Source organism: Rhizobium sp. LC145, assembly GCF_001005825.1.
Taxonomy (GTDB): domain Bacteria; phylum Pseudomonadota; class Alphaproteobacteria; order Rhizobiales; family Rhizobiaceae; genus Neorhizobium.
Genome location: NZ_LBHV01000013.1, coordinates 87,156 through 111,682 on the forward strand (window position 1 = coordinate 87,156; position 24,527 = coordinate 111,682).

Here is a 24,527-nt window from a genome sequence, read left to right on the forward strand (position 1 = left end):
CATTATTCAAGGAAGCTGATCGGGTTGACCGGGGTCGCGTCCTTGCGGACTTCGAAGTGAACCTGCGGGCGCTTGGCGTCGCCGCTCATGCCGGATGCTGCGATCGTCTGGCCGCGGGTCACCTTCTGGCCGCGGCTCACGTTGAGATTGCCGGCATGGCCATAAACCGTGACCTTGCCGTCGTCATGGCGCACCAGAACCGTGTTGCCGAGCTGTTTCAAGCCATTGCCGGCATAGATGACGACGCCGTTTTCGGCGGCCTTGATCGGCGTACCTTCCGGAACCGAGATATCGATACCGTCGTTGCGGCTGCCGTTGACGTTTTGGCCGAAGCCCGCGACGACCGCGCCGCTGACCGGCCAGCGATACTTGCCGATGCCCGTGGATGACGGTGCGGCGGCGGTTATGTCGGACTTCGTCGTGACGTCCGAAATCGAGGCGGTCTCGACCGGCGCTTTTGCCTCGGCGGGGGTCTGGGCTGCCTGAACAGGAGCCTCGGCGGCCTTCGGCATCGCCGCCGGCTTCTCCGCGGCGTTCTGCGGAATGGAGGCCGTCCTGACGGGTTCATTGGAGGCGGAACCCGCACCCGGCATCCGCAGCGTCTGACCCACGCGGATGCTTTCCGCGCTGAGGCCGTTGGCAGCCTTGAGATCGGCAACCGACACGCCGGTCTCGCGGGCAATCTTGTTGAGCGAATCTCCGGGCTTCACCACATAGCCGCCCGTCGGCGGAACCGGCTTGCCGCCGGAAGGCGGCGTCAGCTTGGCGGCCTCACCCTGAAGCTTGTCGCGAGCGGCCCCACTCGGCAGCACGGCAACCTTCTGCTCCTGCTGCTGGGCCGGCGCAGGCGCCTTGTTCTGCAGGTCGATATCGGCGGCAGCCGTCTTCGCCGAATTGCGGGCGGGACCGAAAGTCGGAATGGTGACGATCTGGCCGGGCGCCAGCTTGCCGCCGTTGGCTTTCAGAATTTCCTTTTCCGGGACACCATAGCGCGAGGCGAGTGTCGCCGAAGTTTCGCCGGGACGCAGGGTTACCTGCGGAGCGTTGACCGTCGACCAGCCGGACATTGGCCTGGTCGCGCCGGTGGCGATCGCATCCGGCGGCTGGCGAGGCGCGGCAGCATTGGAGACACCCTCCTGTCCGCCGGGGAACGGCTGACCGAGCGCTTCACGCCGCTCAGCCGGCGCAGCATCGCGGGCGGAGGCTACAGGCGAAGGAGCGGCGAGTTCCGTGCGCTGTACGGCAACCGGAGCGGATGCCACACGTGCCGGCGAAGCGTTGTAGCCGCCGGAGTTCGGATAAGCCTGACCATAACCCGGAGAAGGCGAACCATAACCGCCCTGCGGAGCAGCTGACGCCATCGCGCCACCGGTGTTGACGTCACCGCGCGGGACCGGCACCTCGCCATGGGCTCCTGCGCCGTTGCGCTGGATCGACGCGGTGGTGATCTGGTCCGAATTGGAAAAGACCCCGGCAAAGCGCGACGCATCCGAACTGCATCCGGCCGCCGTGCTGGCCAACAGCGCAGCCACCGCAAGCTTCGCTGTAGATTTTCCGATTCTTTGGGAACCCTTCATACGCATGACTCGACCTACACATGACGCTACCATCTTGTGGGCGATTAAAGCGCGTTAGTCTTACCGGCCGGTTAAAGCGAAGGGATTGCAGAGAAATTTTTGGCAAATTGATAACCATGACACCGGACGAGCCGTACCGTCATGGCACGAAAGCCCTACATGGCAGCGGCTATGTGGGGCACGAGCGGAAGATAGGGCACGGGGAAAAGGTCTTCCCGCTCGAAGCGGCTGCCCATCTTGGTCAGGCGCACCATGAGGCAGTTTTCCTCATCGACCATCAGCGGCGCGATCATCGAACCGCCATGCGTGAGCTGGTCGGCATAGAATCGCGGCATCGCGGTAAATGCGCCCGTCACGAGAATGCGGTCGAATGTCCCCTCGCCCGGCATGCCGTTCACCCCGTCCGCCTGGCGAATAACCACATTGCGCAAGCCCAGCGCATCCATGCGGGCCTGTGCGCCGGTGACGAGCGTGCGGTAACGATCGACCGTCAGCACTCGCTCGGCGCGCCTGCCCATGACCGCAGCCGTGAAGCCGCTGCCGGTGCCGATTTCGAGTACGCGATGGCCGGGCTTGACCTGCAGATGATAGAGCAGTCTGACGGCGAGATCGGCGCCTTCCATGAAGGCTCCGCAATCGATCGGAATGGAGCGGCTGGAATAGGCTTCCTCGGCGAGCGTGGGAGGAACGAACTGCGAGCGCGGCGTCTGTTCGACGGCCGTCAGAAGATCGAGGTCGGAGATACCTTCCGCCCGGAGCCGCAGCACCAGCGCTGCAAAACCCTCTTTCTCGACCATTCCCGATTTCAACCGGCAACTCCGAATCCAAGTGCCTGAGCCACCCGATCCTGCACGGAATGGTCCGTAAGGTCCAGCTTAAGCGGCGTCACCGAGATTTTCCCCTCTTTCAGCGCATGGATATCGGTGCCTTCGCGGAAATGCCCCTGCCGCTCGCCGAATCGCAGCCAGTAATAGGGCAGCCCCCGTCCATCGTTGCGGGCATCTATGGTGAGGCCGAAATCCAGCTTGCCCTGCGAGGTGACCTGAACGCCCTGAACGTCCTTCGGTTCGCAGTTCGGGAAATTGAGGTTCAGGAAGGTGCCGTCCGGCAGGTCCAGTTCGCTCAGCTTGCGGATGAGGTCCGGCGCGTATGATTCGGCAACCTCCCAGGGCGCAACGCGGCCGTTCTCGCGGCGCACGGCCTGGCTCAGCGCAAAGGAGCGCACTCCCTGGAGCGTACCTTCTATGGCGCCTGCGATCGTGCCGGAATAGGTGACGTCGTCGGCCATGTTCGCGCCGTCATTGACGCCCGAAAGCACGAGGTCCGGCTTTTCCGGCAGGATCTCGCGGATGCCCATGATGACGCAATCGGTCGGCGTGCCGCGCAGCGCGAAATGCTTCTCGCCCACCTTGCGCAGCCGGAGCGGTTCGGAAAGCGTCAAGGAGTGGGCAAGCCCGCTCTGGTCGGTCTCCGGCGCGACGATCCAGACGTCATCGGAGAGTTTGCGGGCGATGCGTTCGAGAACCGCCAACCCTTCGGCATGAATGCCATCATCATTGGTCAGAAGAATACGCATCAGGACGCTCTCTCGATCCTCGTGATCCCGCCCATATAAGGCAGAAGCGCGTCCGGGACAGTGATCGAGCCGTCCTCGTTGAGGTAATTCTCCATGACGGCGATCAGGCAGCGGCCGACGGCGACGCCCGAGCCGTTCAGCGTATGGACGAATTTCAGCGCCCTGTCGTCCTTGCCGCGATAGCGCGCGTTCATGCGCCGGCCCTGGAAATCACCGCAGACCGAGCAGGACGAGATTTCACGATAGGTGTTCTGACCCGGCAGCCAGACCTCGATATCGTAGGTCTTGCGCGCGCCGAACCCCATGTCACCGGTGCAGAGCGTCATGGTGCGGAAATGCAGCCCGAGCCGCTTCAAAACGGTTTCGGCGCATTCGGTCATGCGCTCGTGCTCGGCGATCGAGCTTTCCTGATCGGTGATAGAGACGAGCTCGCACTTCCAGAACTGGTGCTGGCGCAGCATGCCGCGCGTGTCGCGGCCGGCAGAGCCGGCTTCCGAACGGAAGGAAGGCGTGAGCGCCGTAAACCGCAGCGGCAGCTTCTCCTGTTCCAGCGTCTCGCCGGAGACCAGATTGGTGAGCGTGACTTCGGCAGTCGGGATCAGCCAGCGGCCGTCGGTGGTCTTGAACAGGTCTTCAGCGAACTTCGGAAGCTGGCCCGTGCCGTACATGGCCTCGTCGCGCACCATCAGCGGCGAGGAAACCTCCGTATAGCCATGCTCGGTCGTATGCAGATCGAGCATGAACTGGCCGAGCGCGCGTTCGAGACGCGCGAGCTGGCCGGTGAGCACCGTAAACCGCGCGCCCGAGAGCTTCGCGGCACGCTCGAAATCCATGTAGCCGAGGGCTTCACCGATCTCGTAATGCTCTCGTGCCGCATGGTTCCAGCGCGGCTTTTCACCGACGACATGCTTCACCACGTTGTCGTTTTCGTCCTTGCCGACGGGCACGTCGTCCAGCGGAACGTTCGGGATGCGTGAGAGCGCATCGTCGAGGGCGGCGATCGCCTCGCGCTCCTCCTGCTCGGCGGCAGGCATGCTGCCCTTGATCTGAGCGACCTCGGCCTTCAGCTTTTCGGCAAGCTCGGCGTTCTTGCTCGCCATGGCCGCGCCGATCTCCTTGGAGGCGGCATTGCGGCGGGATTGCATGTCCTGGAGCGTCTGGATGACGGAGCGGCGCTTGTCGTCCAGCGCCACGAGGACAGCCGCCATGGGCTCCGCGCCGCGCTTCCTTAGCGCTTCGTCCAGAGCCGCCTCATTTTCACGAATCCATTTGATATCGAGCATTGTCCAAGCCTTTAAGCGTGACGCCGCCAACTCGCGACGCGGCTTAAAGAACTCAAGCCTTGTCCGTCGTGGCAATCTCCGAAGAGGCTTCGCGTTCGAGGGCTTCCTCGGCGCGTTTGCGCTCGACGAGTCGCGCGGCGTAGATGGAAATCTCGTAGAGAAGGATGGTCGGCAGCGCAAGACCGATCTGGGACAGGGGATCGGGCGGAGTGAGCACCGCGGCCACTACGAAGGCGATGACGATCGCGAACTTCCGCTTTTCTCTCAGCCAATCGCTGGTGAGCAGACCGACGCGGGCAAGCAGCGTCGTCACCACCGGCAACTGGAAGACCAGGCCGAACGAAAGCACCAGCGTCATGATGAGGCTGAGATATTCCGACACCCGCGGCAGGAGCGAAATCGCCACTTCGCCTTCGGTCGGCGCCTGCTGCATGGCGAGGAAGAACCACATCACCATGGGCGTGAAGAAGAAATAGACCAGCGCGCCGCCCAGCAAGAAGAGGATCGGCGAAGCGATCAGGAAGGGCAGGAAGGCCGACCGCTCGTTCTTGTAAAGGCCCGGCGCCACGAACTTGTAGAGCTGCGATGCGATGATCGGGAAGGAGATCACCAGAGCGCCGAACATCGCGACCTTCACCTGGGTGAAGAAGAACTCCTGCGGAGCGGTGTATATGAGCTCCGATTTCGAAAGATCGAGCCCGGCCCAGACGACGGCCCACCGATACGGCACGACCAGAAGATTGAAGAGCTGTTTGGCAAAGAAGAAGCACCCGACGAAGGCCACGAAAAAGGCAGCCAGCGACCAGATAAGGCGGGTGCGCAGCTCCATCAGGTGTTCGATGAGCGGCTGCGGCTTGTCTTCGTAATTACCGCTCATGCATCATCCTTCGGGGTATCGGTCTTCTTCGAGGCGCGTTTCCGCGCCGGAGCCTTCGCGGAATCCTTTTCCACAGCCTTGGCGACAGGCGCCGGCTTGGCGGCAACGCGGCTGCGCTTCGGCTTGTCGGCAGTGGCGGCCTGCGGAGCGGTTTCGGCAGGTTTCGCCTTGGCTGGAGCCTTGCTGACGCGCTTCGGCTTCTCCGCAGCGGCAGGCGCGAGCGTCTCCGGCGGGCTTGAAGGCAGCGTCATGGCGGAGGCCGGCACCGCAAGAGCCGGCTCGGGCTTGGCCGCCTCGCCTTCTACAGGGGCTTGCAGCTCGGCATCGGTCTTCGCCGGAACCTGCGTCGCCTTCTGAAGATCGCTGCGGATCTCCTGACCCATCTGCCTCAGCGGATTGATGGCGTCGCGCAGCGCGTTCGACGGATTGAGCTTCTGCGCATCCGAGATGGTCTGACGCACCTCGTCGAGTTCCGACTCCCGCAGCGCTTCGTCGAATTGCGTACGGAATTCGCCCGCCATCTTGCGAAGGTTGGCAGTCATCTTGCCGAATGCGCGCAGCATCGGAGGCAGGTCCTTCGGACCGACCACGACGATGAGCACGATGGCAATGACGAGAAGCTCGGTCCAGCCGATATCAAGCATTCAATGAGGCTCCCGCAAGCCGATCCCGATCAGGACCGGGTGCTTTCCTTGACCTCATCCGACTTGTGGTCGACGGTTTTCGCCGTCTCCGGGGCATCCTCATCGGTCATGCCCTTCTTGAAGCTCTTGATGCCCTTGGCAACGTCGCCCATCAGTTCCGGAATCTTGCCGCGTCCGAAGAGGACGAGCACGATGACCAGAACGATCAGCCAGTGCCACACACTGAAGGAACCCATAACGCCAAACTCCCTGATTTCACATTTCCCCGATGTAAGCCCTTTATCGGGCTTTTTCAAACACCAAAATGTCCTTTGGCGCGACTGTGATCGCGACGTCAGTGACGCCGGGCGGAAGCTGATCCGCGCGGATGCGGGCGCGCACCGTTTCCTCGCTTCCGGGTACGGCAAGGCTCAGCAGTTCGACCACGCCGAGAAAGCGCCGGGAAAGGATGCGCGCCGGCACGGCGCCGCCGTGAGGCTGGACGTCGATGCCCGAAAGACGGACGGCAACCGAGACCTCCCTGCCCTCGCCGATCCCCTTGGCCGGCACGGGCCCGATCGGCGTGACGACGAGGCCGTTATGAACCACGCCGTCAAACTCGTTGATCTCGGAGAAGAACGCGGCGGTGAAGAGATCGGACGGCCGGCGATAGAGATCGTCGGAAGTGCCGACCTGCACCAAGCGGCCGTCCTTCAAAAGCGCGATCCGATCGGCCATCCGCATGGCCTCCTCGGCATCATGGGTAACGACGATCGCCGTCGCGCGACTTTCCCTCAGAATCGCCAGCGTATCAGCGCGTATGGCATCTTTCAGGCGGGAATCGAGGCCGGAAAAGGGCTCGTCCATGAGAAGCACGCCCGGACGCGGCGCAAGCGCCCGCGCGAGTGCCACGCGTTGCTGCTCTCCACCCGAAAGCGCGTGCGGATATTTTTGCGCATAATGGGCAAGCCCCACCCGCTCCAGAGCGGCACCGGCCTCCGCCGCAGCTTCCCTGGCCGGAAGCGCCGTCAGGCCGAAGCGGACATTCTCCAGCACCGTCATATGTGGAAACAGGGCGAAATCCTGGAACATCAGGCCGATGCCGCGCTTTTCCGGCGGCAGGAACTTATCCGGCCCTGCCGTTTCCTGTCCATCGATGACGATCCTGCCTCGGCTTTGGATCTCTATGCCGGCCGCGATCCTGAGCAGCGTCGTCTTGCCGGAACCGGAGGGCCCCAGCAGGCAAAGGACTTCTCCCGGCTCGGCCGTCAGCGAAATGCCGCGGATCGTCTCCTTGCCGTGATAGCTGTGATGGATATCTTCGAATGTCAGCCTGGACGCGAAGGTAACACCGGTCGTGCGCCTCGTCTTTTCCGCTGCCGACTGTGCCGGTTGAAAACCCATACCCTCGCTCACACGCGCGGAGGCCCAGAAGCAGACCTGCCAAACATGACGCTATTCCTCCGCTTCACCACTCGGTGTCAAGAGGCCGAGCTCTTCCAGATCGAGCTGAGTAATCGGGTCCTCGTCCTCCGTCAGATCGTCGGCGCCGGCGGATGGGACGGGAATATGAAAACCGGGCGGGATGCGTCCCGAAAGCAGTCCGGCGCCCCTAAGCTCCTCGAGGCCGGGCAGATCGCGCAGCTCTTCCAGCCCGAAATGATCGAGGAAATCGGGCGTGGTGCCGAGCGTCACAGGCCTGCCGGGGGTCCGCCTGCGGCCCCGGAAGCGCACCCATCCGGCCTCCATCAGCACGTCGAGCGTGCCTTTCGATGTCTGAACCCCTCGGATTTCCTCGATCTCGGCACGCGTCACCGGCTGGTGATAGGCGATAATGGCCAGCACCTCCAGTGCTGCACGGGAAAGCTTCTTCGCCTCGGAATCGTCCTTGCGGATGACGAAGGAAAGATCGGCTGCGGTTCTGAAGGCCCAGCGATCGCCGCTGCGGATGAGATTGACCCCGCGCGGCGCGTATATGTCCGCAAGCCGCAGCATGATGGCGCGCACATCGGCACCTTCCGGCAGGCGTTCGGCAAGGAAATTTTCCGAAACCGGCTCGGCGGACGCAAAGACCAGCGCCTCGGCGATGCGCTCGGCCTCCGCCAATGAGGGAAACTCCGAAAGGGTATCCCCCTTCTCCTGTTCCATGGCGAAATCGTCTTCAGACGGCGTCAATCAACGCCTCCCCTTCCATCGGCTTTTTCTGCCCCTTGCGCATATAGATCGGCTGAAAGGCGCCTTCCTGGCGAATCTCGAGCTTGCCCTCGCGCACGAGTTCGAGCGAGGCGGCGAAAGCGCTCGCCGTTGCGGTGATCCGATCCTCCGGCGGCAGATAGGTCAGAAGATAGTGCTGCAGCATGGTCCAGTCGGTGATCTCGCCGAGCATCCGGTTGAGCAGATCGCGCGCATCCGCAAGCGACCAGACCTTGCGCTTTTCGATCGTCACCTGTGTGACCGCCTGGCGCTGCCTCAGATTGGCGTAAGCCGAAAGAAGATCGTAGAGGCTGGCGTCATAGGCCGACTCGACGCGGTGCGGAATATGCTCCGGCGCGCCACGGGCAAAGATATCGCGGCCGAGCCGGTTACGGTTGACGAGCCGCGTGGCAGCCTCGCGCATGGCCTCCAGACGCTTCAGCCGGAAGGCCAGCGTGGCGGCCAACTCCTCGCCGCTCGGGCCGTCATCGCCCTTCACCTGCTGCGGGATCAGGAGTTTTGATTTGAGATAGGCAAGCCAGGCGGCCATCACGAGGTAATCGGCGGCCAGTTCGATGCGCACCCTCCGCGCACTATCGATGAACTGCAGATATTGCTCGGCAAGCGCCAGTACGGAAATGCGGGCGAGATCCACCTTCTGGGAACGTGCAAGATGCAGGAGCAGATCGAGCGGTCCTTCGAAGCCGCCGACATCGATCATCAGACCCGGCTCGTCCGTCGCCCGTTCAGGCGCGTCTTGCCAGAGCTTGTCCATCGGGATGGCGCCTTGCGCTATGTTCATGGCCATTCCCACCTCTGTCCGTAGAACGTCAGGCGACTGCGGTAAGTCCCCTGAATTCCGCGCGGATCGCCTCTTCATCCGCGCCGTCACCGGCACCGAAGCCTGCCTCCACCGCTTCGGCGCGTCCCAAGGCCTCGCCGGCGAGCGGCGGCACCTCTTTCACCACCGCTTTCATTTCGTCCATTACGCCATTGCAATGCAAGACAATATCGCAGCCGCCCCCAATGATTCTCGCCGCGCGCTGGCCGATCGTGCCCTTGAGCGCATTCATGGAAGTATCGTCGGACATCAGCAGCCCCTTGAAACCGATGTGCCCACGGATGATCTCCTCGATCACCTTCCGCGAGGTGGTCGCCGGCTCGTCCGGATCGATGGCCGTGAAGACGATATGCGCGCTCATAGCCATCAATTCGTCCTTCAATGCGACGAAGGGCAGGAAATCATGCGCCTCAAGCTCCGCGCGCGAGGCGGTGACCACCGGCAGCTCATGATGGGAATCCGCCATGCCCCGTCCATGGCCGGGAATATGCTTCATCACCGGCAGCATGCCGCCGGCCTTCAGGCCCTCGGCCGCGGCCCTGCCCATTTCCGCCACCGCCTTGGGATCGAACCCATAGGCGCGGTCACCGATGACATTGCTCGCGCCTTCGATCGGCACGTCCAGCACCGGCAGGCAATCGACTGTAATGCCGAGCTTCATCAGATCGAAGGCGTGCAGCCGCGACATCAGCCAGGCCGCGCGCTGCCCCTTCTTCCGATCGTGGCGGTAAAGCTCACCGAGAGCGGCGCCTGACGGATAGCGCTCGATCATCGGCGGGCGAATGCGCTGCACGCGCCCTCCCTCCTGATCGATCAGCACCGGGGCGTTCGGTCGCCCCACCGCATCGCGCATGGCGGCAGCGAGATCGGTGATCTGCGCGGGCTCCACGCAATTGCGGGCAAACAGGATGAAACCCCATGGGCGCTCGGCCTTGTAGAGAGCAATCTCGTCGGCCGTCAGGGTGGGGCCGCTGGCCCCCAGGATCATTGCTTTTGATTCGCTCATGCCTGGATCATACGCATTTCAGCAGGGAAACACGAACGGGCACAGTATTGCCCAACGGAAAACGGGGCGGAAAACCGCCCCGTCTATCAAGCAAGCTTGACGTTCCCTACTGTGCGACGAGGCAACTTCCGCCGGCCCCGCGATAGCGCTCGCAGAGCGATACAGCGTCGGCCTTGCTGCCGGCCGGGATACGGACACGGTAGAAAGTTCCCTTGCCGGGGATCGCCGCCGCCTTGATGTCCACGCCGCGGCCACCGATGACACTGGAAAAGCGCGAGGACAGGCTCTGGTAGGAACGCTGCGCTTCGGCTTCCGAGGGAAGCGAGGCGATCTGGATCACGTAGCCACCCGGAATTGCCGCGGTCTGCTGCTGGGCGGGAGCCGCAGCGGGCTGCGTCGCAGCCTGCTCGCGAACATTGCCGCGATCGGAGACGGCTGCCACGACGTTGACGGGCTGCTCGGCAGGCCGCGCGGTCGGAATGGGCGCGGCGATCGCGGGCGCCTGGACTGCAGGTGCAGCTTCCGCCGGAGCGGCGCCGACGACGGCTTCGGCAGGCGGCGGTTCCGCAAGGGCGGGATCGGGAAGCGCCGAGGTGGAAATCGGCGCGGCGCTGGCAACTTCAGTGGCGTTTGCCGGAACGGCCGGCACGCCGCCCACATCCGTCGCTTCGGCGAGCGCGGGTGCGGCGGGCTGGGCTGCAGGAGCCGGCTGAGTGACCTCCTGCTCGACCAGGGTGCCATCGGGCCGTACGACCATCGTCTTGACCCTGCGCGGCATCACCGCGATCGGCTGATCGGCGGAAGCACCGGCCGCGGCCTGCTCTCCGTCCTGCGGTAGAAGGCGCGGGTCTTCCGTTTCCCCAACCGGCGTAGATCCGATTTCTCCTTCATTTTCGCCTTCGAGCGGAAGCGTTTCCGGCAGCAAGGTTTTTTGGACGACGTCGACCGGCTCCTCGTTCGAGGAAATCAGAGCCTCCTGCTTCGGATCCTCCTGTCCCGCACCGGCGACACGATCGTAAACGGCCTTGTCCTGGTTCGGAACGGTCTTGCCGCCCGGATTTTCCGGCAGCACCTTAATGGGGTCGCTATCGGCGGCGATCACCACCGGCTCGCCGGAACCGAGACCAGCAGAACCGTTGCCCATCCAGGCATAGATCGCGCCACCGCCAATCACCAGCACACCCAGGAAGGCGAGCGGCATGACAACCATCCTTGGGGAGAAGCGGCTGGAAACCACTTCCGCACCCGGAATGACGGCTTCACGCTCCACATCTCGTCCGGCCGGTAAGGGCGTTGCGAGACTGCGGCGGAAATCTTCCTCAAGCGCGCGCTCGAATTCGTCGAGGTCGTTCTGCGCGGCGGGCTTTGCCGCCTGCGCAGGCTCGCCGAAATCGACGAATTCCGGTTCCGCTTCCTTGGGGGCAGGAGCAGCCTTTGCGGGCGCCGGTTCCCGTAGCAGCGAGGCCAGTTCCGCATCGAGATCGAGATCGTAATCAGGACGATAAACCGGTGCCTGTTCCGGCTCTTCGACCGGCAGCGCCGGGACGTCGAAGTCGGCGATGGCCTCCGGGTGCTCGTCGGCATCCGCGATCAGCGCAGGATCGAAGGCCGACGGAGAATCCGCTGGTATCGTTTCTCTTGCGACAACCGGCGGAGGCACGACAACAGGCGCCGGTTGGGGCCGGACCGCGACCGCAACGGGTGCCGAAGAGATCGGTGGTGAAGAGAAGGAAGCCGGTGCGGAGGACACGCGCGAGTGGACGACGGGCTCGAAGCGCGCCGCCGGCGAAGCCACCTCCATCTTGAGCGGCGCTACCGGTTTTGCCGGCGGAACCTGAACGGCCTCCGGCTTCATCGGGCGCTTGTCTTCCTCATCGAGGTTGATTTCGCTGAGATCCAGATCGAGATCGAGCTCATCCAGCGCGAGCTCGAAATCATCGTCCCCGAAGAGATCGTCGTCCATGTTCGCGACGAGCGGCGGCGTTACCGCTGCAGGGGCCTTGACGGCGGCCGGAGCCACGGGCTCCACCGCCGGAGCCCGTGTGGGCGAAGAGATTGCTTGCGCCGGCGCAGCAGCGTCGGCGGCGGCGGCGGGCGGCGTATAGCGCTCAACATCCGAGATCAGCGCGTCGAGAGCGGAGAAGTCATCCTCGGACGAAGCCGAAGCGGGAGAGACCGACCCGAAAGTGGCCGTGGATGCCGCAACCGAGACAGTTTCGACGGAAGAAGCCGTAATCTTCGCTTCGGCCTTGGGCATCTCCTGCGCAACAGGCGCTGCGGCAACCGGCGCTTCCGAAGGAACTACCGGCGGCTCGGAAACTGCGGTGGGCGCGGCGGGCGCGATTGCGGCGCTCGCCACGGCGGTATCCGGCATCACCGATGCCGTCGGACCGGAAGAACGGGCGGCGCTGAAATTGGCGAGCGGCATGCGGAAGCCGGGCTCGTAGGCCGCCTTGCGAACCGGCTCCGGCGCACGCCCGACGACGGGCGCGCCCTGGACCGCCGGCGCGACCCCGATGGACGTTTCCAGTTCGGAGGCGAGATCGAACGCATCCAAGTCGGGGGCGGCGATCACGGCCTCTTCGCGAGGCATGACCTGTTCATTCCGAGATGGAACGAAGGACGGCTCCTCGATATCGGGAGCGTGCGGCGTTTCGGCTGGTACCTCGAACGGCTCCGGATCGGAAAAAGCGGAAACCGGCTCGGCATCCACCTCGACCGCATCAAAGGTGACCGGCTCGCTGTCGTAGCGATCATGCCCGGCAATATCGACATAGGCCTGCGCTTCAACCGCCTCGGCCTCCGGCTCTTCCGCCTCGGGGACCTCCGGACCGGCCGGAGAAAACACAGGCTCGGATAGGCTCGGCTCGACCTCGGGAGAATTCATCTCGCGGGCTTCGGGCTCGACCTGTGCGTCGAAGGAATTGAGCGAAGGCGTCACCGCCTCTTCCTCGACAAGGCCGGGAGCATCGTCAAGCGCGATGTCGTGAGCGGGATCAAGGCGGGGCGTATCGTACCGTTCGAACTCTCGTAAAAGCTCGTCTTCGAGATTGAAGGTCGGCTCCTGACGCGGAGCATCAACCGGAGGCGCGGTCCGCGCCACCGGGCGATCCTCATACCCTACGATGCGCGCGAGTTCCGCCAGCGGATCGTCATCGGCAAGAAAATCCGGAACGTCATTCCGGTTACGTGCAAGATTGTTGTCTGCCATTGTCCCGTCCACTCACCTACACCAACAAGCTTTGCCAGTGCATTGTGGGGAAACGGTGACAATACTATCGCATCTCGTCCGGTGCAGCAGTGCCCGTTATGGCAAGCCCGGACTTCAAAACAGAAGCGACAGCACGCACCAGCCCAAGTCTGGCAATACTCAATTCTCGGTTTTTATCGTTAACAAACCGTAATTCAGGCTGATCCTTGCCTTTATTCCAGTGAGCGTGGAAGAAACTTGCCAGATCATAGAGGTAAAATGCAAGCCTGTGCGGCTCCTGGGACAGTGCTGCCGCCTCTATTAGCCGTGGATACTCGGCGAGCTTGGCGACGAGCTGCAACTCGTTCTCGTCGGCAATATCCTTCGCGGCGGCCGCAAGGTCGAGCGAATCGGTATCAAGGCCCGGAAAAGCCTCCCTCGCCTGCCGGAAAACCGACATGCAGCGCGCATGGGCATACTGCACGTAGAAGACGGGATTGTCCTTCGACTGCTCTGTAACCTTTGCAAAGTCGAAGTCCAACGGTTCCGAATTCTTGCGATAGAGCATCATGAAGCGGACCGGGTCGCGGCCGACTTCGTCCACCACGTCGCGCAGCGTGACGAAATCGCCGGAGCGCTTCGACATCTTCACCGGCTCGCCATTGCGGTAGAGCTTCACGAGCTGGCAAAGCAGAACGGTGAGCTTCGCCTTGCCGCCCGAAACCGCCCGCGCCAAAGCCTCGAGCCGCTTCACATAGCCGCCGTGGTCGGCCCCGAGAATATAGATCATCTCGTCGTAGCCGCGATCGTACTTGTCCTTGAAGTAGGCGACGTCGGCCGCGAAATAGGTATAGCTTCCGTCCGACTTGATGAGCGGCCGGTCGATATCGTCTCCCACCTCCGTCGAGCGGAAGAGCGTCTGTTCGCGGTCTTCCCAATCCTCCGGCAACTGCCCCTTCGGCGGCGGCAGCGTGCCGCGATAGACATGGCCCTTGAAGGTCAGATCGTTGATCGCGGTGCGGATGCGCTGAGCGCCGTCGGCATGCAGCATCCGTTCGGAGAAGAAGATATCGTGATGGACGTTGAGGGCATCCAGATCCTCGCGGATCATCTTCATCATCGCGTCGATCGCCCTGTCCTTGACGAGCGGCATCCACTCCTCTTCCGGCATGTTGTGAAGCCGTGGACCGAACTCGTCCGCCAGTGCCTGACCGACCGGGACCAGATAATCACCCGGATAGAAACCGGACGGGATTTCCCCGATGTTCTCGCCAAGCGCCTCGCGGTAGCGCAGGAAGACGGAACGCGCGAGCACGTCGATCTGGCTGCCCGCGTCGTTGATGTAATATTCCTTGGCGACGTCGTAGCCGGCGAAGGCCAGGAGATTGGCCAGCGCATCGCCCACCACCGCACCACGGCAATGTCCGACATGCATGGGGCCGGTCGGATTGGCCGACACATATTCCACATTCGCCTTCTTGCCGGCGCCGATCTTCGAGCGGCCGTAATCGGTGCCTGCCTCGATCACCGAAGCGAGCAGCCGCTGCCAATAGCCGGTCGCCAGCCGGATATTGATGAAGCCGGGGCCGGCGACCGAAACCTCGCGGACATCCGCATCGTCCCGCAGCCGCTCGGCGATGAGATCGGCGAGCGCCCGGGGATTTGTGCCCAGCGGTTTCGCCAGCACCATGGCGGCATTGGTCGCCACATCGCCATGGCTCTGGTCGCGGGGCGGCTCGACGGTGACACGGCCGAAATCGACGTCGCTTCGCTTTTCCTTGATGATATCAAGGGTTTCCAGCGCGCTCTTAATTCTGACTTCGAAATCGGCAAAAAGGTTCATCTCATCCATCCAGCCTCAGATTGCGGCGAGGCACCCGTATCGGTCGCGGTGCCTATCGCAAATCGGGTGTATGGTCAAACAACTCGCCATGCGCCTTGACCGCATAGGTATCGGTCATGCCGGCGAGATAATCGCCCACATGGCGGGCCCTTGCGGCCTCGCCGAGCCCGGCAATGTGGTTCACCCAATAGTGGCTTCGCATCAGGGTCGGATCGGCCATGTAGGCGTTGAAGAGGTCGGAGAGGATTTGGGCCGCGCCCGCGCGAATGCGCATGATCTCCGGATGGCGGTAGATGTGCGAGAAGAGCAGTTTCTTGATCTGCCGGTCGGTCTCCGCCATCTGCCCGGAAAAGGTGGCGGTAACCCGGTCCGCGTCACGGATATCCTGCGCGCTCTTCGGTTTGAGTTCCTTCAGCCTATCCTGCGCCACGCCGATCACATCCTCGACCATACGGGTGATCTGCCGGCGCATCATCTCGTGCGTGAAGCGGCTAGCTTCGAGATGCGGATAGCGGCTGCGCACTTCTGCCATCAGTTCCGACAGAAACGGAACCTCCTCCAGCATCTCGAAGGTGAGCAGGCCTGCGCGCAATCCGTCATCGATGTCGTGCGTGTTGTAGGCGATATCGTCGGCGATCGCCGCCACCTGCGCTTCCAGGCTCGCGAAGCTTGCGAGTTCCAGATCGTGAAGTTCGCAGTAATCCCGGATCGGCTGCGGCACCGGACCGCGCGTGCCCTCGCCCGTCTTCGTCAGAAGCGGGCCGTTGTGCTTCACCAGCCCCTCAAGGCTTTCCCAGGTCAGGTTGAGCCCATCGAAATCCGCATAGCGCCGCTCCAGCTTGGTGACGATGCGAAGCGACTGGGCGTTATGATCGAAACCACCATAGGGTTTCAGCAGTTCATCGAGCGCATCCTCGCCCGTATGGCCAAACGGCGTGTGGCCGAAGTCGTGCACCAGGGCCACCCCTTCGGCGAGATCCTCGTCGAGCTTCAGGGCGCGGGCCAGAGCGCGGGCGATCTGCGCCACTTCGACGGTATGGGTGAGCCGGGTGCGGTAATGATCGCCATCGGGGCTGATGAAGACCTGCGTTTTGTGCTTCAGGCGGCGAAAGGCGGTGGTGTGAACGATGCGATCGCGATCCCGCTGGAACTCGGAGCGGGTCAGGCTGCTTGTTTCGGGGAAGAGTCGGCCGCGCGAAGACCAGGGGTCGGTCGCATAGACCGCTCTCTCGCCGCTTCCGAAGCCTAGTGCTCTGGTATCGATCGTCATGCTGCTTTCCTGGTTCCTGCCTGCATGCCCATTGACGTGCCGTTCACGCCTTCATACCTATAGAGCAAACTTGCGCAAAGCAGTTGACATCAAATCTCTCCGGGCCTTGACCCCGGCAGGAGGCGGAAAAATGGAAGCGAATGTAACCCTCTCGGATGCCGCCGCAAAGCGGATCGCCGAGATCGTCGGCAACGAAGCCGGCAAACAGGCCCTGCGTGTTTCGGTGGAAGGCGGCGGCTGTTCCGGCTTTTCCTACAAATTCGACCTCGCCGAATCCCCACAGGACGATGACGTGGTGATCGCGAACGGCGATGCCAAGGTGCTGATCGACAGCCTGTCCCTCGTCTATATGGAAGGCTCCGAAATCGATTTCGTCGACAACCTGCTCGGCCAGTCCTTCCAGATCAAGAATCCCAACGCGGTTGCAAGCTGCGGCTGCGGCACCAGCTTTTCCATCTGATATCGATCTTCGCACCTTCCCAAGGCCTTCTCTTTCGTTAAAAAGGAGGCCTACGAAGGAGAGCGGGTTTCATGAAGATCGCCACCTGGAACATCAATGGCGTAAAGGCCAGGATCGATAACCTGCGTCAGTGGCTGGCGGATTCGGCGCCGGATATCGTCTGCCTACAGGAGATCAAGTCGGTCGACGAGACCTTTCCTCGCCTGGAGATCGAAGCGCTCGGCTACCACGTCGAGACCCATGGCCAGAAAGGCTTCAACGGCGTGGCGCTGCTTTCCAAGATCAAGCCGGATGAGGTCATGCGCGGACTTCCGGGCGGCAATGGCCCGGATGGACAAGTGGACGAGCAATCCCGCTATATCGAGGCCGTCTTCTCGCTTCCGGGCCGCGCATTGCGCGTCGCGTCGATCTACCTACCGAACGGCAATCCTGCCGATGATCCCGTCAAATATCCCTACAAGCTTTCCTGGATGGAACGGCTGCGCGCCCATGCCGCAAACCTGCTCCTGCTTGAAGAACCGCTGATTCTCGCGGGAGACTACAATGTCATTCCCGAACCGCACGACTGTTTCGATCCTGCCGTATGGGCGAGCGATGCGCTCTTCCTGCCCGAAACCCGCGCGGCATTCCGGCGGCTCGAAAATCTCGGCCTGGTGGACGCCGTCCGCGCCACCACGGACGCCACGAAACTCTACTCTTTCTGGGATTACCAGGCGGGGGCCTGGCAGAAGAACAACGGCATCCGCATCGATCACCTGCTCCTTTCGGCGGAAGCGGCCGACCGGCTGAAATCGACCGTCATCGAAAAGCATGTGCGTGCCTGGGAGAAGCCCTCCGACCATGTACCGGTTGTCGGGCACTTCGATTTCGCAGCCTGATCAGCCGCATGAAAAGAAATTCTCGCGCCTTGTGAGCGGGTTATCCGAAATGACTCATGCACGCGGAGCGATATCCGCGAGCATCCCCGCTGATAGGTGGATTTAGTCGGCGCCCTTGGCGAATTCCTGCGCCAGCACGACTGCAACGCGCCGGTCCTCTTCGGAAGCCAGCGAGAAGGCCTGCTCCTGCATCTGCTGCATCCAGGGACAATCATTCTTCTTGCAGTGATCGAGGGCTGCCGTAAGGAAGGCAAGCCCGCGCACGGATTGCCCTTCCTGGAAAAGCACGTTTCCAAACACGGCCATGGCGCCTGCATGACCGTTCTTGCGCGCCTGGTTCAGCCATTTCTTGGCCTGCTGGATGTTCGCGGTGCCGCCCTCGCCGGCAAGGATCATCCTGGCGAGCTGGAACTGCGCTTCCGCCACGCCGAAAGTCGAGGCTGCCTGGAAATAGAGCTGGCGCGCCTGGGCCAGATCGGACCTGACCGGGCTGCCGGGAATGCCGCGGCGGTAATAGTTGGCAAGCGACAAAAGCGCGTTGATGAAGAAGCCGGTGTCTTCCGAACCCGGCTCGACGCCCTGTGCCGCGATCTCGTTGTAGATCTTGAAGGCCTCGAAATCGTCCTTGGCGACGCCATCGCCGTAGGCATACATGTTGGCAAGCGCCCAGCGCGAACCGGTATGCCCCTTTTCGGCGGCGTAGCGATAGGCTTCGACGGCATCTTCCTTCTGGCCGTTCTTGTAGGCTTTGAAACCGAACTTGAAGAGGTCGAAGGGACCCGATTCCTTTGAGACCCCCGCATTGATATCGAAGGCCGCAGCCGAACTCGCCAGCACCGAGGCCAGCGACATGCCCAGAAGCAATACTTTCATGGATCCGACGTTAGATTTCGGCATGATACAGTTTCTTCCACTCTACTCGAGACCCAAGCGGAATTGGACCAGCTGTCCAGTCTCGGTTTCTCCCAGCAGCTCGGCCGTCCGAAAAGAGTCGGCAGCCGTCGTCACTGACAGATGAAGGAAACTGTAGCTGCCGTTTTCGGCAAGACTACGACCCGCAGCCGCAACTCTCGAAGATCTGAAAGACGATCGCCTTCCAATCTCTCGAACACCCGGCTTTTTCTCAAGAAACCCGCCCATGATACTCCAAATACCGCGGTCGCCCCCCGCGATCCGCGACTTTTGCCGGTCTATCGCTGCTCCTCGTTTGTGGCGGGAAATGGACAGATCGACGCGGCACACACTATGGACAAATTGTCATAAAAAACTGTTGCCAAATCGACACAGATCCAGCGACCCCTAGCCACCTTCGACGCCCGACCGGCGCTCACTGGAAAAAGGCCCGGACGAACCGGGCCTTTTCATCATTCGAGATATTCCATCAGCGGATCAGAACTTGACCTTGAGCGAGGTGGACAGGGCAGCCACCAGATCGCTGTCGTATTCGTAGGTCGCTTCGCGACCGACGCCAACGCCATCGATGGTCGTCGGACGGGACTCGCCGCCGGTAAGAATGCCGAGAACGCCGGCAAGCCGGATTTCGACATTCTGGTTGGGCGAATAGGCCACGCCCGCGGTGAACAGCCAGGTATCGCTCAGCGTGCCGAACTCCTGGGAGGTACCGCGATCCCAGGTGACGCTGACAGCACCGCTCCACTGATCGTTGAACTTGTGGCCGATACCGCCCGTGATCGTCCAGCCATCACGATAGCCGAGATCGAGCGAGGTGATTTCGGTTGCTCCCCTGTAGAAAACCACGCGCTGCAATTGGCTCCAGTCGGTCCACTTCACCGAACCGAAGGCGAGCCAATCCGGCGCGATGCCCGACTGCACCCTCAACTCGAGCGCATCCGGCATCGCGGCGGAACCCTCGACCGGAATGATCCGGCCACCGAGCGGATGCAAGGCCGACGGCACCTGTGTCATATCCACCGTGCCGGTGATGTTGTCGAGCTTCACCTGGCTGTAATACATCAGGCTCGCGCGCATCGCGTATTCGGGGATTTCATAGGCCACGCCTGCGCGCCAGCCCCAGCCGTCACCTTCGAGATCGAGACGACCGATGCCAGTACCAGGCAGCCCGAGCGCACCGAGAAGCTCCGGCGGAACCAGAAGACGCTCCTTGAAACCATCCATCTCGAGATAGTTGACGCCGCCGATCACGCGGAATTTGCCAGGGCCCATATCGAATTTATAGGAACAGGTCACTGCATAGTTGTCGCTGTTCACCTTGGTTTCGACGTTGTCGCTCGCGCCCGCCCACCGAGCGCCGGGGTTCGCGTGAGCGCCGTAAGGCTGCGAATAGTCGAACATGCAGTCCGCCGCATCGCCGATGGACGCTTTCGCGCCGATACGCGGCGACCAGTAGTTTTCGGAATCGTCCGCCTCGGTGGAATAACCCGGTATCGCGTTCAGATTGCCGTTTGCGGGATTGATGTCCCGGACGTTCTTCACCTTCCGCTGCGGCATCACGAACGTGGCGGTGGATTCCACCGCGAAACGTGACGGATCGAAAAGAAGATCGATGTTGTAGCCCCCGCCGCGCTCAAGACCTCCCGCCAAAGCCGTTGATTGAACGGCGCAACCTGCGGCAACCACCAGCAGGCCCCTCGATATTTTTTTGCTTACCATAATTGCTCCCACTCCCTGGTAAGTGATGAGAATCACTCTAGATGTTTAGCTCTAAATGACAACTTTACGGGGCCGGAGAGCACTGGCCGCGAAGTGTCTTCAAACTTACGTAAGAAAATGAAACAGGGGCAGAGATCCGCCCCCTTACGCATAAAATTACCTAATTTTTCGCAGACATCCGGCGGCGGATAGAATTTTATACTTCACGGGCATGGAATGTTGCCGTTGAGCAACATTTTTTGCTTCTGTGCACCGACAGACATGCAATTGCGGATAAAGAGACCAAGGCCGGGTGTGCGAAGAATGTCGAGCATTCCCGACCAGTATTGATTCCCTCAAATCACATCGGGCGCGCCTGTGGTGAAGTATCCACCACAGGCGCGCCCGAACTTCTTCGATCCGTATGGAGATCGCCGGAACCGGTCAGCTCCGGCTGAAGGCTCAGCCGGCTTCGCTCACTCTTGCATGCGCGGTCCTGAGGCTGGCGAGCTGAACCTCCAGCTCCGTGAAGCGTTCCCGCTCGGCCGCGACGACTTCCGGATCGGCATTCGCGACGAATTTCTCGTTCGCCAGCTTCTTGGCCACCCGCTCCATCTCGGCTTCCGCCTTGCCGATCGCCTTTTCGATGCGGGCCTTTTCCGCCGCCAGATCGATAAGGCTGCCGAGCGGCAGGCATGCCGTCGCCTCGCCAACGACGATCTGCGCTGCTCCCTTGGGAGCGGTCTTGGCAAGTTCGACGTTTTCGACACGCGCAAGCCTGCGGATTGCCGGCTCATGCCGGACGAGGCGGCTCTGCGTCAGCTCGTTGGCGCCGACGACGACAAGCGGCGCCACGGCCGAAGGCGGCACGTTCATCTCCGCACGGGCGGAACGCAGGCCGGAAACCAGATCGATGAGCCAGTTGATCTCATCGGCAGCCGCCGCATCCTCGAACTCCGGTTCGGGCCAATCCGCATGGCAAAGCAGTGTCGCACGCGACGCCGTGTGCTCCCAAAGCTCTTCCGTCATGAAGGGCATGAAGGGATGGAGGAGCTTGTACGTCTCTTCCAGCACATAGGCGGTGCACGCCTGTGCCTCCGCCTTCGCCTTTTCATCTCCACCGGAGAAGATCGGCTTCAGGAGCTCCAGATACCAGTCGCAGACCTGGTTCCACACGAAGCGATAGAGCGAACCGGCGGCGTCGTTGAAGCGCTGCGTTTCGATCGCGGTGGTCGCTTCGCGAATGGTTTTCGAAAGTTCCGTCAATATCCAGCGGTTGACGGTGAGCGTCGCGGTCTCGGGAATGAATTTCGGATCACGCTTGACGCCGTTCATCTCCGCGAAACGCGTCGCGTTCCAGAGTTTTGTTCCGAAATTGCGGTAGCCGGCGATACGGGCAGGATCGAGCTTCACGTCCCTGCCCTGCGCCGCCATGATGGCAAGCGTGAAGCGGAGCGCGTCAGCGCCGTATTCGTCGATCAGTTCGAGCGGGTCGATAACATTGCCCTTCGACTTCGACATCTTCTGGCCGTTCTTGTCGCGAACCAGCGCATGGATGTACACCGTGTGGAAAGGCTCCACAGGGTTGCCCTCCTCATCCTTCATGAAATGCAGGCCCATCTGCATCATGCGGACCACCCAGAACGGAATGATGTCGAAGCCGGTCACGAGGATGCTGGTCGGATAGTAGCGGGCGAGTTCCGGCGTCTGGTCCGGCCAACCCATTGTCGAGAAGGGCCAGAGCGCTGAGGAGAACCAGGTATCGAGCACATCCTCGTCACGGGTGAGGATCTCGCCGGGCTTGAAGTTCTCGATCTTCTCCTGAACCCAGACCTTCCATGGCCCCTCATGTGCGAGATAGTGCTGGATGGCGGCCTCGAGCGCCTCTTCCTCGCTCTTCTCCACGAAGACCTGGCCGTCCGGGCCATACCAGGCCGGAATCTGGTGTCCCCACCAGAGCTGGCGGGAAATGCACCACGGCTGGATGTTCTCCATCCACTGGAAGTAGGTATTTTCCCAGTTCTTCGGCACGAACTTGGTGCGGCCTTCTCGAACCGATGCGATCGCAGGCTTTGCGAGCGTCTTGTTGTCGACCCACCATTGCTCGGTCAAGCGCGGCTCGATCGGCACGCCGCCGCGGTCGCCATGCGGGACCGCATGCGTGTGCGGCTCGATCTTGTCGAGCAGGCCGGCTTCCTCGAAGATTTCGACGATGATCTTGCGCGCCGTGAAACGGTCCTGGCCTTCCAGCCGATCCCAGGCGCCGTGCAACGCGGCGGGATGATCGAGGCCCTCGAGGAAATCCTCGTTGTCCTTGATGGTGATCGTGCCGTCGATATTCATGATGTTGATTGCGCGGAGACCCGTCCGCTTGCCGACATCGAAATCGTTGAAATCGTGGGCGGGCGTGATCTTCACCGCGCCGGTGCCTGCCGTCGGGTCGGCATACGTGTCCGCGACGATCGGAATCTTGCGGCCGACGATCGGCAGGATGACATGCTTGCCGATAATGCCCTTGTAACGTTCGTCATCCGGGTTCACCGCCACGCCCGTATCGCCGAGCATGGTTTCCGGGCGTGTGGTCGCGACGACCAGATAGTCGCGCGTTTCCCACTCCGTCGGCTTGCCGTCTTCATTGAAGGCGATCGGATACTGATAGGTGACGCCCTTTTCCAGCGGGTAGCGCAGGTGCCAGAGATTGCCCTTGATCTCGATCTGCTCGACTTCCATGTCGGAAATCGCGGTGAGCAGTTTCGGATCCCAATTAACGAGGCGCTTGTCCTTATAGATCAGGCCTTCCTTGTAGAGACTGACGAAGACTTCCAGAACGGCTTCCGACAGGCCCTCGTCCATGGTGAAGCGTTCGCGCGACCAGTCGCAGGAGGCGCCCAGGCGCTTCAACTGGTTGAAGATGAGGCCACCGGATTCCGCCTTCCATTCCCAGACCTTCTCGATGAAGGCCTCACGGCCCATCGCGCGGCGACCGGGAAGCTGACGTTCCATCAACTGCCGCTCGACCACCATCTGCGTGGCGATGCCGGCATGGTCCATGCCCGGCTGCCACAGGACGTCCTTGCCGCGCATGCGCTCGAAGCGGACCAGGATGTCCTGGAGCGTGTTGTTGAGCGCGTGGCCCATGTGCAGAGAGCCGGTCACGTTCGGCGGCGGGATCACGATCGAGAAGCTTTCCGCACCCGGCTTGGCATTGGCGCCGGCGCGGAAGGCCTCGGCCTCGTCCCAGGCGGCGGCGATCTTCGGTTCTACGGTTGCGGAATCATAGGTCTTTTCGAGCATTTCCTGCCCCGGTTCTGTTCTTTGAGAGGTATCGCGGTGTAAATAGGATGGGTTGTTCCAAGTCAATAAAAAAGCCGCCGGGAACACCCAGGCGGCTCTTGCCTTCGGTCAAGAGGAAATCAGCGGCGGGAACCGCGCGCCACGCGCTCGATTTCCTCGCGCACCAGACGCTCGACCAGCGTCGGCAGATTATCGTCCAGCCATTCCTGCAGCATCGGACGCAGCATCTCGCTGGCCATCTCCTCCAGCGAGCGCCTCTCTATGCCGTCGAACACGGCTGCCAGTTCGCTGAACGAGCGGGCGACCTGCGCGCCGGCCTCCGCGGAGATCAGGCCGGCGGCACTCTCGATCCTGGCGGGCAGGCTTTTTTGCTCGGGTGCTGAGGCAAAACGCGGCTCCGGCCGCCGCTCCTGCATCTCCGGCTCCAGCTCCATCCTCGCTTGAACCTGGTAGGCCGACGGTTCGGCGATCGGCGCCCTTGTCGGCTGGACGGCTGGAGCAGGCTGCGATGCAGCCGCATCACGCAGTTCCAGCAGGCGGGCGACGGCCGATGGCGCCGGTCGTTCGGCGGCAGGAGGCGGAGCAAGGGGCGCAGACGCGGATGCCGGACGGGCAGTGGCAATTTCCTGCTGGCGTACCGAAGCGGCACGAACGCGGGCCGCGACATCGGCAAGAGACATGGATTTTTCCGCGGAGGCAGCCGGCTCATCCGCCCCCATCATCGACCGGTGACGCGGCTCGCCGGGATCGTTCGCCGGCATTTCGGGCGCGTAATTGACGCCCTCCTCGGCGTCCTCGATCTCTTCCTCCGCATAGACCGGAGGAAGCGGCCCGGAAAAAGCACCCTCGCCCACCGGCTCGTTGCTCTCGATGATCCTGCGGATGGAGGCCAGGATCTCTTCCATGGAGGGTTCACGCACTACATTTGGCTGCGCCATATCAATCCCCTATTGCCGCATCGGGTCCGAAGTCCGCCGAAACTCGAATCAACATAAGTTTACGGCAG

General features: G+C 62.3%; 20 protein-coding genes. 2 read left to right on the top strand and 18 right to left on the bottom strand.

Features of this window, described 5'->3' with window-relative positions:
- Positions 1–2: 2 nt before the first annotated feature.
- From YH62_RS25970 to YH62_RS26035, 14 genes are all read right to left on the bottom strand, one after another.
- Positions 3–1,610 (bottom strand): LysM peptidoglycan-binding domain-containing M23 family metallopeptidase, encoded by a 1,608-nt coding sequence (locus YH62_RS25970; RefSeq protein ID WP_082118521.1) that lies wholly within the window; start codon positions 1,608–1,610, stop codon positions 3–5.
- Positions 1,611–1,732: 122 nt separating this feature from the next.
- The gene (locus YH62_RS25975) at positions 1,733–2,386 is read right to left on the bottom strand and encodes a protein-L-isoaspartate(D-aspartate) O-methyltransferase (protein ID WP_046797206.1); all 654 of its coding nucleotides are present in this window, start codon (positions 2,384–2,386) and stop codon (positions 1,733–1,735) included.
- A complete protein-coding gene (gene surE / locus YH62_RS25980) occupies positions 2,383–3,153 on the bottom strand; it encodes a 5'/3'-nucleotidase SurE (protein WP_046797207.1) in 771 nt (256 codons plus the stop codon). The genes YH62_RS25975 and surE overlap by 4 nt, the downstream gene beginning before the upstream one ends.
- On the bottom strand, positions 3,153–4,436 hold the full coding sequence (gene serS / locus YH62_RS25985; protein WP_046797208.1) for a serine--tRNA ligase: 1,284 nt from the start codon (positions 4,434–4,436) through the stop codon (positions 3,153–3,155). Before serS ends, surE begins: the two co-directional genes overlap by 1 nt.
- 52 nt (positions 4,437–4,488) lie before the next feature.
- A complete protein-coding gene (tatC, locus tag YH62_RS25990) occupies positions 4,489–5,313 on the bottom strand; it encodes a twin-arginine translocase subunit TatC (protein WP_046797209.1) in 825 nt (274 codons plus the stop codon).
- Complete coding sequence (gene tatB / locus YH62_RS25995) at positions 5,310–5,957, bottom strand: Sec-independent protein translocase protein TatB (RefSeq protein ID WP_046797210.1); 648 nt, start codon at positions 5,955–5,957, stop codon at positions 5,310–5,312. The genes tatC and tatB overlap by 4 nt, the downstream gene beginning before the upstream one ends.
- 29 nt (positions 5,958–5,986) lie before the next feature.
- A complete protein-coding gene (locus YH62_RS26000; protein ID WP_046797211.1) occupies positions 5,987–6,193 on the bottom strand; it encodes a twin-arginine translocase TatA/TatE family subunit in 207 nt (68 codons plus the stop codon).
- 43 nt (positions 6,194–6,236) lie between these two features.
- Positions 6,237–7,340 carry an ABC transporter ATP-binding protein gene (locus tag YH62_RS26005; RefSeq protein ID WP_046797212.1) on the bottom strand — a complete coding sequence of 368 codons (1,104 nt, stop codon included), beginning with the start codon at positions 7,338–7,340 and terminating at the stop codon, positions 6,237–6,239.
- 51 nt (positions 7,341–7,391) lie between these two features.
- Positions 7,392–8,084 carry an SMC-Scp complex subunit ScpB gene (gene scpB, locus YH62_RS26010; protein WP_046797254.1) on the bottom strand — a complete coding sequence of 231 codons (693 nt, stop codon included), beginning with the start codon at positions 8,082–8,084 and terminating at the stop codon, positions 7,392–7,394.
- A 13-nt stretch (positions 8,085–8,097) separates the two neighbouring features.
- Entirely contained in the window at positions 8,098–8,937 is an 840-nt protein-coding gene (locus tag YH62_RS26015; protein WP_046797213.1) for a ScpA family protein, read from the bottom strand.
- A gap of 22 nt (positions 8,938–8,959) precedes the next feature.
- Positions 8,960–9,976: a beta-N-acetylhexosaminidase gene (nagZ, locus tag YH62_RS26020; protein WP_046797214.1), complete on the bottom strand. Its 1,017-nt coding sequence runs from the start codon at positions 9,974–9,976 to the stop codon at positions 8,960–8,962.
- A 106-nt stretch (positions 9,977–10,082) separates the two neighbouring features.
- Complete coding sequence (locus YH62_RS26025) at positions 10,083–13,187, bottom strand: SPOR domain-containing protein (protein ID WP_046797215.1); 3,105 nt, start codon at positions 13,185–13,187, stop codon at positions 10,083–10,085.
- A gap of 64 nt (positions 13,188–13,251) precedes the next feature.
- On the bottom strand, positions 13,252–15,009 hold the full coding sequence (argS, locus tag YH62_RS26030; RefSeq protein ID WP_046797255.1) for an arginine--tRNA ligase: 1,758 nt from the start codon (positions 15,007–15,009) through the stop codon (positions 13,252–13,254).
- A 52-nt stretch (positions 15,010–15,061) separates the two neighbouring features.
- Positions 15,062–16,279: a deoxyguanosinetriphosphate triphosphohydrolase gene (locus tag YH62_RS26035; protein WP_046797216.1), complete on the bottom strand. Its 1,218-nt coding sequence runs from the start codon at positions 16,277–16,279 to the stop codon at positions 15,062–15,064.
- Between the two features lie 130 nt (positions 16,280–16,409).
- Here YH62_RS26035 and erpA point away from each other — a divergent pair, with 130 nt between their 5' ends.
- Positions 16,410–16,739 (top strand): iron-sulfur cluster insertion protein ErpA, encoded by a 330-nt coding sequence (erpA, locus tag YH62_RS26040; RefSeq protein WP_046797217.1) that lies wholly within the window; start codon positions 16,410–16,412, stop codon positions 16,737–16,739.
- A 71-nt stretch (positions 16,740–16,810) separates the two neighbouring features.
- On the top strand, positions 16,811–17,617 hold the full coding sequence (xth, locus tag YH62_RS26045) for an exodeoxyribonuclease III (RefSeq protein ID WP_046797218.1): 807 nt from the start codon (positions 16,811–16,813) through the stop codon (positions 17,615–17,617).
- Positions 17,618–17,719: 102 nt separating this feature from the next.
- On the opposite strand, the gene exoR is transcribed toward xth, so the two are convergent.
- The 4 genes from exoR to YH62_RS26065 form a co-directional block, all read right to left on the bottom strand.
- Positions 17,720–18,514, bottom strand: coding sequence for an exopolysaccharide production regulator ExoR (exoR, locus tag YH62_RS26050; protein ID WP_046797219.1), 795 nt, complete (start codon positions 18,512–18,514; stop codon positions 17,720–17,722).
- 492 nt (positions 18,515–19,006) lie between these two features.
- Entirely contained in the window at positions 19,007–20,248 is a 1,242-nt protein-coding gene (locus YH62_RS26055) for an OmpP1/FadL family transporter (RefSeq protein ID WP_046797220.1), read from the bottom strand.
- A 441-nt stretch (positions 20,249–20,689) separates the two neighbouring features.
- Entirely contained in the window at positions 20,690–23,521 is a 2,832-nt protein-coding gene (locus YH62_RS26060) for a valine--tRNA ligase (RefSeq protein WP_046797221.1), read from the bottom strand.
- Positions 23,522–23,640: 119 nt separating this feature from the next.
- On the bottom strand, positions 23,641–24,459 hold the full coding sequence (locus YH62_RS26065; RefSeq protein WP_046797222.1) for a DUF2497 domain-containing protein: 819 nt from the start codon (positions 24,457–24,459) through the stop codon (positions 23,641–23,643).
- Between the last annotated feature and the right edge of the window lie 68 nt (positions 24,460–24,527).